This is a genomic window from Providencia sp. PROV268 (assembly GCF_028477805.1).
Taxonomy (GTDB): domain Bacteria; phylum Pseudomonadota; class Gammaproteobacteria; order Enterobacterales; family Enterobacteriaceae; genus Providencia; species Providencia stuartii.
Genome location: NZ_JAMPLW010000005.1, coordinates 299,927 through 313,445 on the forward strand (window position 1 = coordinate 299,927; position 13,519 = coordinate 313,445).

Below are 13,519 nucleotides of genomic sequence, written 5' to 3' on the forward strand. Positions count from 1 at the left end.
ATATGATTATTGGTCCGACTAAGCAACGGAAGTAGGAAAGGGCAATGTTAAAATTTATTTTACGGCGTTTACTTGAAGCGATCCCGACACTTTTTATTCTTATTACAATTTCATTTTTTATGATGCGTTTAGCACCAGGCAGCCCTTTTACGGGGGAACGTAAATTACCACCTGAAGTTATGGCAAATATTGAAGCGAAATACCATCTGAATGACCCTATGTATAAACAGTATTTCAGCTATTTAGTTCAATTATCTAAAGGTGACTTTGGTCCATCATTTAAATATAAAGACTACAGCGTTAACGACTTAGTGGCGAAAGCCTTCCCAGTGTCTGCGAAATTAGGTGCAACTGCTTTTATCGTCGCCGTCTTCTTTGGTGTGACAGCGGGGGTTATTGCCGCATTGAATCAAAATAGCAAATGGGATTTTACAGTCATGGGGTTCGCCATGACGGGGGTTGTCATCCCAAGCTTTGTTGTGGCACCGTTATTGGTGCTGATATTCGCCATTCATTTGAAATGGCTCCCCGGTGGTGGCTGGGATGGTGGTAACCTCAAACATATGATTTTGCCGATGGTGGCATTATCACTAGCTTATATTGCAAGTATTTCGCGTATTACGCGTGGCTCCATGATTGAAATCATGCATTCCAACTTTATTCGTACAGCACGCGCAAAAGGCTTACCACTGCGTACGATCATTTTACGACATGCCTTAAAACCAGCATTACTCCCTGTGCTTTCTTATATGGGGCCTGCTTTTGTGGGGATTATTACGGGTTCGATGGTTATTGAAACTATCTTTGGTTTACCAGGTATAGGGCAATTGTTTGTTAATGGCGCGTTGAACCGTGATTACTCTTTGGTGCTTAGCCTAACAATCTTAGTTGGCGTATTAACGATTACCTTTAACGCTATTGTCGATGTGCTGTATGCCGTTATCGACCCGAAAATTCGCTATTAGTCCGGAGAGAACGCTATGTTATTAAATCAAAAAAATAGTGAAGCTCTGGAAAAGCTTTCTGAGCAATTAGATATTGAAGGGCGCAGTTTATGGCAGGATGCACGACGTCGGTTTATGCATAACCGAGCGGCAATTTTTAGCCTCTTTATCCTATTTTTGATCACCTTATTTGTCATCTTTGCCCCCATGTTATCTCCCTTTTTATATGATGATACTGATTGGGAAATGATGTCGATGCCTCCTGATTTGGCAAGTGGTCACTATTTTGGCACCGACGCCTCTGGCCGTGATCTTTTGGTGAGGGTAGCGATTGGTGGACGAATTTCTCTGATGGTAGGGGTGGCTGCTGCATTGGTTGCTGTGGTTGTTGGTACCTTATATGGCTCTATTGCAGGTTATGTTGGCGGGAAAGTGGACTCCATCATGATGCGTTTGTTGGAGATCTTAAACTCATTTCCATTTATGTTTTTTGTGATCTTGTTGGTAACACTCTTTGGTACAAATATCTTATTGATATTTGTTGCGATAGGGATGGTTTCTTGGCTGGATATGGCGCGTATCGTTCGTGGGCAAACTTTAGGACTGAAACGCAAAGAGTTTATTGAGGCTGCTTTAGTTTGTGGGGTGAGTACGCGTCATATTATTTTGCGCCATATCGTTCCTAATGTATTAGGTGTGGTTGTGGTGTATGCGTCATTACTGGTGCCAAGTATGATCCTATTTGAATCATTTTTAAGCTTTCTAGGGTTAGGGACACAAGAGCCGCTTAGTAGCTGGGGAGCGTTATTGAGTGATGGGGCAAACTCAATGGAAGTGACGCCATGGCTATTACTGATCCCCGCGGGTTTTCTAGTAGTAACTCTGTTTTGTTTTAACTTTATCGGCGATGGTTTACGTGATGCCCTCGACCCGAAAGACCGTTAGAGGGAGCTATTATGTCTAATATTCAATCATCTAACCCTCTCTTGAGTGTAAAAGATCTCAATGTGACCTTTTCAACTCCTGATGGTGATGTCACCGCAGTCAATAAGTTGAATTTTGAACTACGTGCTGGCGAAACACTGGGTATTGTCGGTGAGTCAGGCTCAGGAAAATCACAAACAGCATTCGCATTAATGGGGCTGTTAGCGCGTAACGGCAAAATAGGTGGCTCAGCGATATTTAACGGACGTGAAATTTTAAATTTAAAAGAAAAAGCGTTAAATAAGATGCGTGCGGAAGAAATCTCTATCATCTTCCAAGACCCGATGACCTCTCTCAATCCATATTTAAAGATTGGCACACAATTATCTGAAGTGTTAATGCTACATAAAGGGATGAGTAAGCAAGAGGCATTTGAGGAATCTGTTCGCATGTTAGATGCCGTTAAAATGCCAGAAGCACGTAAACGAATGAATATGTATCCCCATGAGTTTTCTGGGGGGATGCGTCAACGGGTTATGATTGCGATGGCGTTATTGTGTCAGCCTAAGTTATTGATTGCCGATGAGCCGACAACCGCGTTAGATGTCACGGTTCAAGCACAAATCATGACTCTGTTAAATGAACTGAAAAAAGAGTTTGATACCGCTATTATCTTGATCACCCATGACTTAGGTGTCGTCGCAGGCGTGTGTGACAAAGTGTTAGTGATGTATGCGGGGCGCACTATGGAGTATGGCTCAGCCCGAGATATTTTCTATCAACCCTCTCATCCTTATTCATTAGGGCTACTTGCCGCAGTGCCGCGTTTGGATGGCGATGATGAAAGCCTAGCGACCATAGCGGGTAACCCTCCTAACTTATTGCGCTTACCAAAAGGCTGCCCATTCTCGCCACGTTGCCAATATGCGAATGCACAATGTATTGAACAAGAGCCTGAGCTGAATGCATTTTCAGCGGGTCGATTAAGAGCTTGCTTTAAGCCGCTGGAGGAGCTGGTATGACACAACATGAAAATAGGCCAGTTTTGCTCGAGGTCAATGATTTAAAAGTGCATTTCTCTATTCGAGATAAAAAACAGTGGTTCTGGCAGCCTGATAAAAGCTTAAAAGCTGTTGATGGCGTGACGTTACGTCTGTATGAAGGCGAAACATTAGGTGTTGTTGGGGAGTCAGGGTGCGGGAAATCAACTTTCGCACGTGCCATTATTGGCCTAGTAAAATCGACAGGCGGCTCTGTGAGCTGGCTGGGGAATAATTTATTAGGATTAAATGAAAAACAGTGGCGGGATATACGTAGCGATATTCAAATGATTTTCCAAGATCCTTTGGCATCGCTGAACCCTCGCATGACGATAGGCGACATTATTGCCGAGCCACTGAAAACGTATAATCCAAAAATGCCGCAATCTGAAGTGATCGAAAAGGTCAGAAAAATGATGATGCGGGTAGGGTTATTACCTAATCTGATTAACCGTTATCCCCATGAATTTTCAGGGGGGCAGTGCCAGCGTATTGGGATAGCAAGGGCATTGATCCTTGAGCCTAAACTGGTCATTTGTGATGAGCCTGTTTCTGCACTTGATGTCTCTATTCAAGCGCAAGTCGTTAACTTATTACAAGAGCTTCAAAGGGAAATGGGCCTATCCTTAATATTTATTGCCCATGACCTCGCGGTCGTCAAACATATCTCTGACCGTGTATTAGTGATGTATTTGGGAAATGCCGTTGAATTAGGCACCTATGATGAAGTGTATAACAATCCACTTCATCCTTATACCAAAGCACTAATGTCTGCGGTACCCGTTCCTGATCCTGACAAGGAAAAAAATAAAACCATTGAATTACTTGAAGGGGAACTGCCGTCACCCATTAATCCGCCTTCAGGTTGTGTATTTAGAACTCGCTGTCCACTTGCTGATGAAGGCTGTGCTAAAACAAAACCTTTATTAGAAGGGAGCTTTAAACATGCGGTATCTTGTTTAAAAGTCGATCCACTATAACGGATTTGTATGCCTAGTTAGAATGCCAGTTAGTGATGCTGACTGGCATTTTTCTTGGGACCATTTATTGATATTGACCATAAAAATCGCGCCCTAACTCAAAGGCTAGGGCGCGGTTAGCGAATTTAAATTCACGATTATTTTTAATAGCAGGTTGCTATATCTTCATCGCGGCATGTTTAACGAAACTAGCGCTTCCATAAAATATGGTGAAAAGGTTGGGCTGGATGGCGGCTAATTAAAATGCGGGCAAAAATGTCAGCAATTTCATCGTCATCGGATTGCGCCAACCCAATAATCACTTCACTCAATGTATCTAAATCAAAATCAGGCTGAATAACATCCTGCCAATGTTGGCTGAGAGGAGCAATTTCAGCCGCGCCACACTCTTCAAATTGCAATGCAAAAATAACCTGATCGGCTGGCTCTAAATTATCCATTGCTTGCTCAAGGAACAGGTCATAGGCTATCTCAATGATTTCATCTTCATCAATAAGTTTAATGGATTGTGGCTTAGTCATGACAGTTCCTAAAATAAAAAATTACAATAACGGGCTAAAGAAATAGCATAAACGTTCAACAACTCGGTTCCAGAAAGGCCGTTGCTCCCACTCTTCTATCTCAAGGCGTGTGGAACGTGCGATATAATCATATTGAACAAGAGTAAGGTCACTACCAAAGTTTTTATCATCAATCACAACAGTTATTTCAAAATTCAGCCATAAGCTTCGCATATCTAAGTTAACGGAACCAACGAGGCTTAGTTCACCATCGACCAGAACGCTCTTAGTGTGTAGCAGGCCATCTTCAAATTGATAAATTTTCACGCCAGCTTCAAGTAGTTCAGTATAAAACGAACGGCTTGCCCAGCGCACGAGAAATGAATCATTTTGCCTTGGCATAACAATACTCACATCAACTCCGCGCATGGCAGCAGTACAAATCGCGTGCAATAGATCATCACTCGGCACGAAATAAGGGGTCGTCATGATAAGCTGTTTGCGGGCAGAGAAAATAGCCGTCATCAGTGATTGTTGGATCAACTCATCAGGGAACCCTGGCCCAGATGCAATCATTTGAGTGGTGTGACCGTTAGCTTGCTCAAATGGCATAATATTCGTGTCTGGGGGTGGTGGCAAAATACGTTGCCCCGTTTCCATTTCCCAGTCAAAGGCGTAGACAATACCTAATGTCGTGCTGACAGGGCCTTCCATACGCACAAGGATATCCACCCATTCACCGACCCCTGCATCCTGTTTAAAGTAGCGAGGGTCAACCATATTCATACTTCCAGTATATGAAATATAATTATCAATCACGATAATTTTGCGGTGCTGACGCAAGTCCATGCGGCGTAAGAAAAAACGCATTAAATTGACTTTTAAGGATTCGATAAACTCAATACCTGCCGCACGCATTTTATCGGGGTAATCGCTACGGAAGAAATGCCAGCTACCCGCCGAGTCAACCATAATACGGCATTTGACACCTCGCTTAGCGGCATTGAGTAGGGCTTCAGTGACACCATCTACCAATCCCCCGGGTTGCCAGATATAAAATACCATCTCGATTGAGTGCTGTGCATTATTGATATCATTGACAATCGATTTTAATGACTCTTCACAAGTGGTCATCAATTGAATTCGATTGCCTTTAACGCCAGCAATACCTTGCCGTTTCTCACACAATTGAAACAGTGGCTCGGCAACAGGACTATTTTCAGTGGCAAAAATGTGTTTAGAGTGACGTAAATTTTCGAGCCAAGTTGCCACAGAGGGCCACATCTGTTGCGCTTTATCAACCCGCCGTTTACCTAAATGCAACTCACCGAAGGCAATATAAGCAATGATACCGACCAATGGCAGAATGTAGATGATCAGTAACCAGGTCATCGCTGAAGTGACAGGGCGTCGTTTAACAAGGATTCGAACGGTAATTGCTGCAATGACTAGCCAATAGACGAAAAATAATAACCAGCTCAATAGCGTATACACAGTTGCCATAATCGATTACATGCCTCACAAATTGGAGAGTGTAAAAATAGTCAAAAAATGAAACAGATTTGATAAAAAATAAAAATTGATGCTAACACTGATAGAATTTAGCAAACATTCATCGTAAAAGCTTTGCTAAATCTTATAGATTAATGGTGAAAAAACAATTAATTCTATTTATAAGTTCCCCTTTAGCATCATGAGCATCGTTATTCGAACGGTTTTTTTATCAAATGACAGGTATTTCTTGGCTAGCGTGACCAAAGGTCTATAATATTTTGCCAATTTCATACGTAGTTAAACTCAGTAATAAAAGGATAGAAAAATGAGACGTAGTAGGCATGAAGTTGGTCGCTGGCGGATGTTGAGACAATCATTACGTCGCCGTCGTCGCTGGCTTGAAGGGCACTCAAGGCGCAATATGACTATTTACGCGATAAGAAAATTTGATATCTACAAACGCCGTCGCTCCTTGCTATTTACCCAGTGGAGTGAGTGAAAAGATTGAGGTCCGGTTTCACAATTTTCGCTTTGAGTGACAAACCTTATTGAATATGATTGCTATTTGCATTTAAACTATCAGTCATATTCTTAAGGTTTAAAGTCGTAGGGTAGAAAATTCTTATGCGTTGGATCCGTTGGCCTCTTATTATTATCATTTCATTGTCTATTCACGCAGGGCTTGCTATGGCATGGATTTTCAATCAACCGAAAATGCCCCCTGTGGTGGAGCCAATAACGGTTGCCATGGTCTCGTTTGAATCAGATGAACCAGCGGAGGTGCCTGCCGCTGAGCCTCAACCTGCACCCGAACCGGAACCCGAGCCAGAACCTGAACCCGAGCCGATTGTTGAGCCTGAGCCTGTTGTAAAACCTGCGATCGCGCTAGAAAAGAAACCTGAAGTTAAGAAAAAACCAAAACCTAAGAAAGAAGAAAAGCGTGAAATCAAAAAGGATGTTAAACCTGTTGAGAAACAGTTAGCGAAAAATGATCTGAAACCGTTATCTAATCTTAACGCAGGGGCACCTAAATCGAATACCAACGTCATGGCGAATAACAAGGGGGCAACGAACAGTGCTCAATCGTCAGAGCGTCGTGGCCCTAAAGCGCTACGCAAGCAGGCACCTGCATACCCAGACCGCGCTCGTCGCTTAGGTAAAGATGGCTATGTTAAAGTACGTTATGACATCACTGAAGATGGCCGCGTTACGAATATTGAATTTGTAGAATCTTCACCTAAAGGTTTATTTGAACGTGATGTAAAACGCGCGATGAACCGTTGGGTTTTTGAAAAACTTCCAGCAAAAGGTTATGTCACAGAAATCTACTTTAAAATTGATGGTACGGTGAGCCAAGTTTAAAGCAATAATCAAAATAGACTCTAAATAAACCCCCATAACAGAGAGTGTTGTGGGGGTTTTATCGTTAAGGGCGATAGATATGCAGGCGCTATTCAGTGCTTTCTAACTGAAAATGCTGTTTCTCTTTTGGCAATTCACGAGGTGTATTATCATCATTAACGGCAACATAGGTAAAAACGGCATCGGTTGCACGATAACGATGGCCTACAGGCTCCGTTGCCACTTTTTTAACCCATACTTCAATATTAATGGTAATGGAGCTTTTGCCCGTTTTTAAGCAACGAGCGTAACAACATACCACATCACCTACGGCGACGGGCTTTTGAAATTTAATACCATTCACCGCCACAGTAACCACACGACCCAGCGCGATCTCTTTGGCTAATATCGCGCCACCTATATCCATCTGAGACATTAGCCAGCCGCCAAAAATATCCCCATTTGCATTTGTATCGGCAGGCATAGCTAAAGTACGTAGAACTAATTCCCCGTTTGGTAATTGCATATCAAACTCTTTATCAAAATATAAAACGATTCAAATTCGTTTTTTATCATAAACTAGATTCAGAGTATTCGTCACGATGAATCATGTTTCGACGACTTCATTGCTGCCAAAAACAGCAAAGGGGAGCTTTAATTGTTTATTATGCAGGGTAAACCATAAACATAATCAATGTAATAGACTAAAAAAATGCAAAGAAACTGCAAGAAGTGTTTTTTATATTTCATATTGAAAGTTGACTGTCTACAATGGCGATATCTTAGGTTTTTAAGTCTGTAGTGGAGAGGTGACATGAGATTAATATTGGCAATTTTGCTACCGTGGCTGCAATTTTTTACTATTGGTCGCCCATTTGCAGGTATTATTTGTCTGATCTTACAAATTACTTTAATCGGTTGGCTTCCAGCAGCGATTTGGTCAGTGTATGCATTATCGCAATACAATACAGATAAGAAAATCGAACAAGCATTAGGTAAAGGACGTTAAAGACAAAAAAACCTGCTCTTGCAGGTTTTTTTATTGAATATGTTTATTTTTCTTCTTTAGATTGTTCTGTTGGCTGCTCTCTAGGCTCTTTGGACATATTTTTATAAATATAAATCACACTGAGCACAGTAAAAATCAGAGTGCCAGCGGTTAAACCGAATACCTTAAAATTCATCCAAACATCTAAAGGCAACCAAAATGCGATATAAACATTCAGCGCAGCACATGCAATAAAGAAAATCACCCATGCACTATTTAACTTGACCCAAATGTTGTCTGGCAGCCTAATTTCTTGATTATTGCCTAACATACGTTGAATTAATGGTTTTTCAGTAAACCATTGGCTAATCAATAATGCCAGTGCAAACAGTGCATAGATAATGGTCACCTTCCACTTTATAAAAGAATCCGTGTGGAAAATAAGAGTGAGAGAAGCAAAAATCATCACAATCAGACAGGTGATTTTGGCCACTTTTTCGACGTGCTTATAAATTAAATAAGTTGCGAGTAACGCAAGAGGCGTCGCTACTAATAGAGCACCACTGGCATAATAGATACCATAAATTTTATAGACAATAAAAAATATCACCAGAGGGATAAAATCAATAAGTTGTTTCATAACCGTGGTTACCGAAGCCTTGCATAAAAAATAATGAGGTAGTTTAACTGATTTTTGCGCTAATTGTTAAAAATTTGCTTCTTTTTACCAATAAACATGCTTTGTTACCAATCATATTTGCACTATTTTACTTTTATTTGAGATAAGTGATAGATAATCTTTAATATATCGGATATATATAGTATTTATAATAATTTAACTCATTAATTTTTAGAGAGTTTTCCGACAATGATAAAGGCGAGACTGTTTGTCTGGATGCCCGGCTTAGAAACGTTATTTAATTATCGTTTTGCTGATTTTGGTCCTGATATAAAAGCGGGGTTATCGGTTGCTGCAGTCGCTTTGCCTGTTGCAATTGCGTACGCCGAACTCATGGGAATAAACGCGATTATAGGGTTATATGCCTGTGTTTTTCCAATGATTATCTACGCATTATTTGGCACATCTAAACAGTTAATTATTGGTCCCGATGCGGCGACTTGTGCGGTAATCGCTGCGGCGGTCAGTCCTTTAGCCATGGGGGATGATGCGACGCGATGGCAATTGATAATTGTCATGAGTTTGATGACAGGGATTTGGTGTTTAATTGCCGCACGATTTAGGTTAGGAACTTTTGCTGATTTTTTATCACGACCTATTTTGCAAGGGTTATTAAATGGAGTCGCATTAACTATTATTGTCAGCCAGATAGGGAAAATATTTGGTATTACTCAGTTACCGAGCGGTTTTATTGAACGTTTGGTGGCGTTTCCTACCGCGCTATTAGATAGTCATATTCCTACGTTACTGATGTCAGTTGCGACGCTCGCGGTTATCATTGTGATCAAAAAAGTACGTAATCTGTGGCCATCACTATTAATTGCAATGGTTTTGGCAACCTTGGTCAGTTATGTATTTAATATTGAAAAATATGGTATCAGTATTGTAGGGGATTTAGGTGAGGGGTTACCTTTTATTCCAATGCCGCAGTTTGATCCTGGTTTAATGCGTGACCTGATCACTCCGTCACTTAACTTAGCCGTTATTAGCTTTGTTAGTTTTATGATGACGGCAAGAAGTTTTGCAAGTAAAAATGGCTATTCTGTCGATGCCGATCAAGAGTTACGAGCATTGGGAATGGCAAATCTCGCCTCAGCGTTGTCACAAGGATTTGCTGTAAGTGCCGCCAGCAGCCGTACTGCCGTTAATGATATGATGGGGGGTAAAACCCAACTCGTCTCTATTGTTGCGGCGTTAGCTATTTTAATCGTACTTTTATTTTCGGTTGATCTATTAGAGTACATCCCAATGCCAGCGTTGGGAATGGTACTGGTTGTATCGACATGGTCACTACTTAGTTTTCGTAATATTTTATCGATGCGTAAACGTAATAAGCAAGCCTTTACACTGAGCATTTTTACGTTAGGTGCAGTGCTGGTGGCAGGGTTGATTAACGGCGTGGGATTGGCAGTTTTACTGGGATTATTACAATTTATCAGGGTTATTTTTCGCCCAACAGACCAATTGTTAGGGGTCGATGACCAAGGAATGTTGCATTCGATTTCTAAAGATAATGGCGTTCAACCTGTTGAAGACGTGCTTATCTACCGGTTTAACTCTCCATTGACCTATTTTAACGTTAACTATTTTAAAGAGCGTTTAAATAAGCATTTGGATAACCAGCCTAAACGTCCTGCATGGGTGATTGTCGATGCTGCTGTTAGTTTCACTCATAATGATGTGAGTGTTTTTTCGGCCTTGAACGATATCGTGACTGGATTAAAGGCAAAAGGAGTGACGTTAGTACTCGCGGGGAGAAGAACATCAATCAACAGTTGGCTAGAGAAAAATAAAATTAGTCGCTCAGATGATGATCTGTTAGTCGTACCTGATATCTATTTTGCTATCCGTTTGATCCAAAGTAAGCAACAAAAACAGATAAAAGAGATGGAAGAACAAGTTACGCTCTAGTTTCGATTTAAAATGAAAAACTGCACCTAATAATAACTAGGTGCAGTTTTTTTATGGTGCCAGTGAACAACACTATTTGAGATTCACCAGCATATATAGGCGGAAAAAATAAAGCAGGACAAAGGCTGCAATCAGGTTATTGACAAAAAATGAAATCCCGTTAGATACGATATAATTCAGTTCAAACATATTAAAAAGTAAAGCGACCAGCATTTGTGATGCTAGCCAAATCATAATCATAGGTAAGATGATACGCCAATTTGCATAGGCTATTTTCCAGCTTTTACCTATTGCGCTAAATGGACTCACATTTTCGCTGATTAGCACGGCAGGGGCTAAGGAAAAGCCAATTGCAAGAAGAACCCCAGGAACGATAAACAAGTTAATCCCTATCTGCACAAGCAAAGAGCAAATGAGGACGAGTAAAAAAATAGAAGGGATTTTTGGCAATGATGAGGATAGGGCTTGCATAGCAGTAATATCTTCACCACGTGAAAGACGGTTGATATAGGATAAAACCCCACAAATTAATATGGTGCTACCTAAGATAGTGGGGAGGAGTGTACCAAAGAAAACATGGATGATCGCATTTTTTTCTTGATCTGTCATATTTTCCAACCAGTATTGGGCGCCCTGACTCCCTACTTCAGTGAGTTTTTTAAGAGATTCAAGATAAGTCACAAAGAGTTGTGGATCGGGTATCAATATAGCGTAAATAATAACGCTCACAACAGCTGCTAACAGCGCTATTGTGAATAGGCCACCTAACTGATTTTTGAAAAAATTCACACTATCATTGATGAGTGAGTTGGCCGAAATGGACATGTAACTGCTCCTATCTACAAACGGGATAAAATTTTAGCTGATTGTAACTGAGTATCTATCGCATAGGTAGAGAAAGATCAGAAAAGACTGGGGGTGAGCAAAAAAGGAGCAGTCAGCGTGAAGGCTGATTAGCAAAGGCGATTTCATTTATTTTTACTATCTTTATTAAGGGATATTTTAAATACAACTTTAAGTGGTGTGTTAAATTTAAAAGCGAGGTAATCAATTCTTATTTTAAAGTATATATAACAAAAATTGATTTACATCAAAATCAAAAAAATTATAAATGGAATAATAAATTCAACTTAGTCAGATTAGGTTATCTTTATTAAAAGATGTGATCTTGATTTGAACATTAAATAAAATTAAAAGGTATATTTAAACCAAAATAATAAACACAGGAATGGGATTAATAATGAAAAAACTCACTGCGCTTGTCTTAGCTGCCGCAACGCTTGCACCAGCTGCTTCATTTGCTCATGAAGCTGGCGATTTTATTTTCCGTGCAGGTACTGCAACTGTCCGTCCGAATGCAGGCTCTGATGATGTATTAGGTGGCCTAGGTCATTTTAATGCAAATAATAATACTCAATTAGGGCTGACATTCAGCTACATGGTTACCGATAATATCGGTGTGGAATTATTAGCTGCAACGCCATTCGAGCATAAAGTTAGTTTAGGTGAATTAGGCAATATTGCGACAGTTCATCATTTACCACCTACTTTGATGGCACAATATTATTTTGGTAGTAAAGAAGATAAATTACGCCCTTATTTAGGTGCAGGTATTAACTATACTTTCTTCTTTGATGAGAAATTTAATTCAGGGGCAAAACAGCTGGGCTTGAGTGACCTTGACCTGTCTAGCTCTTGGGGCTTTGCAGCGCAAGCCGGTATGGACTACATGCTGACTGAAAATTGGATGTTAAACGCCTCTCTTTGGTGGATGGATATTGATACGGATGTTAAATTTAAATTTAACGGCGCTCAACAAAAAGTTGATACTCGCCTTGACCCATTCGTATTTATGTTTGGCGTAGGTTATCGCTTCTAATCGAATTTGCAGGATGCATAATAGGCAGATGCCTAACTTGAAATGGAATGTAGTAGTAAATCCGAGAATATTTATTCTCGGATTTTTTTGGATATAAATTAGGAATAATTTTTTAACTAAAAATGTAATTTATCTATTATACGATTTCATAGAAAATAATAACCTCTATTTTTTATAACGATAAAATAACAAAATACCAACAATTGTTAATGTATTAAAGTAACGTAATTATTATTTTTAGGAAATATGTAAGATATATTTCTGATATAAATATCAGCCCAATTTGAGCTGATATTTATAATGGTTGATTGATGATGTATTAGCGGATTTTCATTGAGTCAATGACAGATTGGACGCCTTTTACTTTTTTAGTGACCTCTATGGCTTTATTTGCATCTGCTTTAGAATCGACAAAGCCACTTAATTGCACGCGTCCTTTAAAGGTTTCAACACTAATCTGAGTTGATTTTAGGTTTTTCTCAGCCAGTAGGGCAGATTTTACTTTAGTCGTAATGACAGTATCATCAATGTAGCCACCGGTGCCTTCAGATTTATCGGTTGGTGCACAAGCAGCTAGCGTGAAAGCCATAAAGAAAGCGACAAGTAATGCACTAACAGATTTGAATAGTTTCATCCTTTATCTCCTAACGTGTCAAACGCCAAAATACGTGATGGTTAAGTCATCCAACAAGATCTTATCAGCATAATAAACAATGATTACAATTAGTTTCTCGCTGATAATTTTAGTATCAGTAGAAAGTGGAAAAAATTCAACTTATAGACGCCCGTAATGGCAAATTAAAATCGTAAATAAAAAACGCCATACAGGATATGGCGTT

At 40.1% G+C, this 13,519-nt stretch carries 15 protein-coding genes; 9 read left to right on the forward strand and 6 right to left on the reverse strand.

Annotation, left to right across the window (positions count from 1 at the left end; all coding sequences use genetic code 11):
• Positions 1 to 44 precede the first annotated feature (44 nt).
• Genes oppB through oppF form a run of 4 tightly spaced genes read left to right on the forward strand, consistent with a single transcriptional unit; the run spans position 45 to position 3,888 of the window.
• A complete protein-coding gene (gene oppB, locus PR699_RS05020) occupies positions 45 to 965 on the forward strand; it encodes an oligopeptide ABC transporter permease OppB (protein ID WP_004920256.1) in 921 nt (306 codons plus the stop codon).
• 15 nt (positions 966 to 980) lie between these two features.
• The gene (gene oppC / locus PR699_RS05025; protein WP_014656062.1) at positions 981 to 1,889 is read left to right on the forward strand and encodes an oligopeptide ABC transporter permease OppC; all 909 of its coding nucleotides are present in this window, start codon (positions 981 to 983) and stop codon (positions 1,887 to 1,889) included.
• An 11-nt stretch (positions 1,890 to 1,900) separates the two neighbouring features.
• The gene (locus tag PR699_RS05030; RefSeq protein ID WP_014656061.1) at positions 1,901 to 2,890 is read left to right on the forward strand and encodes an ABC transporter ATP-binding protein; all 990 of its coding nucleotides are present in this window, start codon (positions 1,901 to 1,903) and stop codon (positions 2,888 to 2,890) included.
• Positions 2,887 to 3,888 (forward strand): murein tripeptide/oligopeptide ABC transporter ATP binding protein OppF, encoded by a 1,002-nt coding sequence (oppF, locus tag PR699_RS05035; RefSeq protein ID WP_004920250.1) that lies wholly within the window; start codon positions 2,887 to 2,889, stop codon positions 3,886 to 3,888. The genes PR699_RS05030 and oppF overlap by 4 nt, the downstream gene beginning before the upstream one ends.
• Positions 3,889 to 4,076: 188 nt before the next feature.
• Here the strand turns inward: oppF and PR699_RS05040 are convergent, their stop codons facing one another.
• Complete coding sequence (locus PR699_RS05040) at positions 4,077 to 4,409, reverse strand: HI1450 family dsDNA-mimic protein (protein ID WP_014656059.1); 333 nt, start codon at positions 4,407 to 4,409, stop codon at positions 4,077 to 4,079.
• 21 nt (positions 4,410 to 4,430) lie between these two features.
• Positions 4,431 to 5,891, reverse strand: a complete 1,461-nt coding sequence (gene cls / locus PR699_RS05045; RefSeq protein ID WP_004920244.1) for a cardiolipin synthase — start codon at positions 5,889 to 5,891, stop codon at positions 4,431 to 4,433.
• Between the two features lie 316 nt (positions 5,892 to 6,207).
• Between cls and PR699_RS05050 the strand changes: the two genes are divergently transcribed.
• On the forward strand, positions 6,208 to 6,381 hold the full coding sequence (locus PR699_RS05050) for a YciY family protein (protein WP_004920240.1): 174 nt from the start codon (positions 6,208 to 6,210) through the stop codon (positions 6,379 to 6,381).
• Positions 6,382 to 6,506: 125 nt separating this feature from the next.
• Positions 6,507 to 7,244, forward strand: a complete 738-nt coding sequence (locus PR699_RS05055) for a TonB family protein (RefSeq protein ID WP_004920238.1) — start codon at positions 6,507 to 6,509, stop codon at positions 7,242 to 7,244.
• An 88-nt stretch (positions 7,245 to 7,332) separates the two neighbouring features.
• On the opposite strand, the gene yciA is transcribed toward PR699_RS05055, so the two are convergent.
• On the reverse strand, positions 7,333 to 7,749 hold the full coding sequence (gene yciA, locus PR699_RS05060) for an acyl-CoA thioester hydrolase YciA (protein WP_004920237.1): 417 nt from the start codon (positions 7,747 to 7,749) through the stop codon (positions 7,333 to 7,335).
• Between the two features lie 288 nt (positions 7,750 to 8,037).
• Between yciA and PR699_RS05065 the strand changes: the two genes are divergently transcribed.
• The gene (locus PR699_RS05065; protein ID WP_004920230.1) at positions 8,038 to 8,232 is read left to right on the forward strand and encodes a YqaE/Pmp3 family membrane protein; all 195 of its coding nucleotides are present in this window, start codon (positions 8,038 to 8,040) and stop codon (positions 8,230 to 8,232) included.
• A gap of 43 nt (positions 8,233 to 8,275) precedes the next feature.
• Here the strand turns inward: PR699_RS05065 and PR699_RS05070 are convergent, their stop codons facing one another.
• Positions 8,276 to 8,851: a septation protein A gene (locus PR699_RS05070; RefSeq protein ID WP_004920227.1), complete on the reverse strand. Its 576-nt coding sequence runs from the start codon at positions 8,849 to 8,851 to the stop codon at positions 8,276 to 8,278.
• 228 nt (positions 8,852 to 9,079) lie between these two features.
• On the opposite strand from PR699_RS05070, the gene PR699_RS05075 reads away from it, so the two are divergent.
• Positions 9,080 to 10,801: a SulP family inorganic anion transporter gene (locus PR699_RS05075; protein ID WP_041704982.1), complete on the forward strand. Its 1,722-nt coding sequence runs from the start codon at positions 9,080 to 9,082 to the stop codon at positions 10,799 to 10,801.
• Between the two features lie 72 nt (positions 10,802 to 10,873).
• On the opposite strand, the gene PR699_RS05080 is transcribed toward PR699_RS05075, so the two are convergent.
• A complete protein-coding gene (locus tag PR699_RS05080; RefSeq protein ID WP_014656057.1) occupies positions 10,874 to 11,626 on the reverse strand; it encodes a YciC family protein in 753 nt (250 codons plus the stop codon).
• Between the two features lie 415 nt (positions 11,627 to 12,041).
• Here PR699_RS05080 and ompW point away from each other — a divergent pair, with 415 nt between their 5' ends.
• The gene (gene ompW / locus PR699_RS05085; protein WP_014656056.1) at positions 12,042 to 12,680 is read left to right on the forward strand and encodes an outer membrane protein OmpW; all 639 of its coding nucleotides are present in this window, start codon (positions 12,042 to 12,044) and stop codon (positions 12,678 to 12,680) included.
• Between the two features lie 319 nt (positions 12,681 to 12,999).
• Here the strand turns inward: ompW and PR699_RS05090 are convergent, their stop codons facing one another.
• A complete protein-coding gene (locus PR699_RS05090) occupies positions 13,000 to 13,314 on the reverse strand; it encodes a BON domain-containing protein (protein WP_004920212.1) in 315 nt (104 codons plus the stop codon).
• Positions 13,315 to 13,519 lie beyond the last annotated feature (205 nt).

What these genes read in the sequence shown, in the direction of transcription:
- oppB (WP_004920256.1), top strand. Translation starts at nt 45, where the DNA reads ATGTTAAAATTTATTTTACGGCGTTTACTTGAAGCGATCCCGACACTT.
- oppC (WP_014656062.1), top strand. Translation starts at nt 981, where the DNA reads ATGTTATTAAATCAAAAAAATAGTGAAGCTCTGGAAAAGCTTTCTGAG.
- PR699_RS05030 (WP_014656061.1), top strand. Translation starts at nt 1,901, where the DNA reads ATGTCTAATATTCAATCATCTAACCCTCTCTTGAGTGTAAAAGATCTC.
- oppF (WP_004920250.1), top strand. Translation starts at nt 2,887, where the DNA reads ATGACACAACATGAAAATAGGCCAGTTTTGCTCGAGGTCAATGATTTA.
- PR699_RS05040 (WP_014656059.1), bottom strand. Translation starts at nt 4,409, where the DNA reads ATGACTAAGCCACAATCCATTAAACTTATTGATGAAGATGAAATCATT.
- cls (WP_004920244.1), bottom strand. Translation starts at nt 5,891, where the DNA reads ATGGCAACTGTGTATACGCTATTGAGCTGGTTATTATTTTTCGTCTAT.
- PR699_RS05050 (WP_004920240.1), top strand. Translation starts at nt 6,208, where the DNA reads ATGAGACGTAGTAGGCATGAAGTTGGTCGCTGGCGGATGTTGAGACAA.
- PR699_RS05055 (WP_004920238.1), top strand. Translation starts at nt 6,507, where the DNA reads ATGCGTTGGATCCGTTGGCCTCTTATTATTATCATTTCATTGTCTATT.
- yciA (WP_004920237.1), bottom strand. Translation starts at nt 7,749, where the DNA reads ATGCAATTACCAAACGGGGAATTAGTTCTACGTACTTTAGCTATGCCT.
- PR699_RS05065 (WP_004920230.1), top strand. Translation starts at nt 8,038, where the DNA reads ATGAGATTAATATTGGCAATTTTGCTACCGTGGCTGCAATTTTTTACT.
- PR699_RS05070 (WP_004920227.1), bottom strand. Translation starts at nt 8,851, where the DNA reads ATGAAACAACTTATTGATTTTATCCCTCTGGTGATATTTTTTATTGTC.
- PR699_RS05075 (WP_041704982.1), top strand. Translation starts at nt 9,080, where the DNA reads ATGATAAAGGCGAGACTGTTTGTCTGGATGCCCGGCTTAGAAACGTTA.
- PR699_RS05080 (WP_014656057.1), bottom strand. Translation starts at nt 11,626, where the DNA reads ATGTCCATTTCGGCCAACTCACTCATCAATGATAGTGTGAATTTTTTC.
- ompW (WP_014656056.1), top strand. Translation starts at nt 12,042, where the DNA reads ATGAAAAAACTCACTGCGCTTGTCTTAGCTGCCGCAACGCTTGCACCA.
- PR699_RS05090 (WP_004920212.1), bottom strand. Translation starts at nt 13,314, where the DNA reads ATGAAACTATTCAAATCTGTTAGTGCATTACTTGTCGCTTTCTTTATG.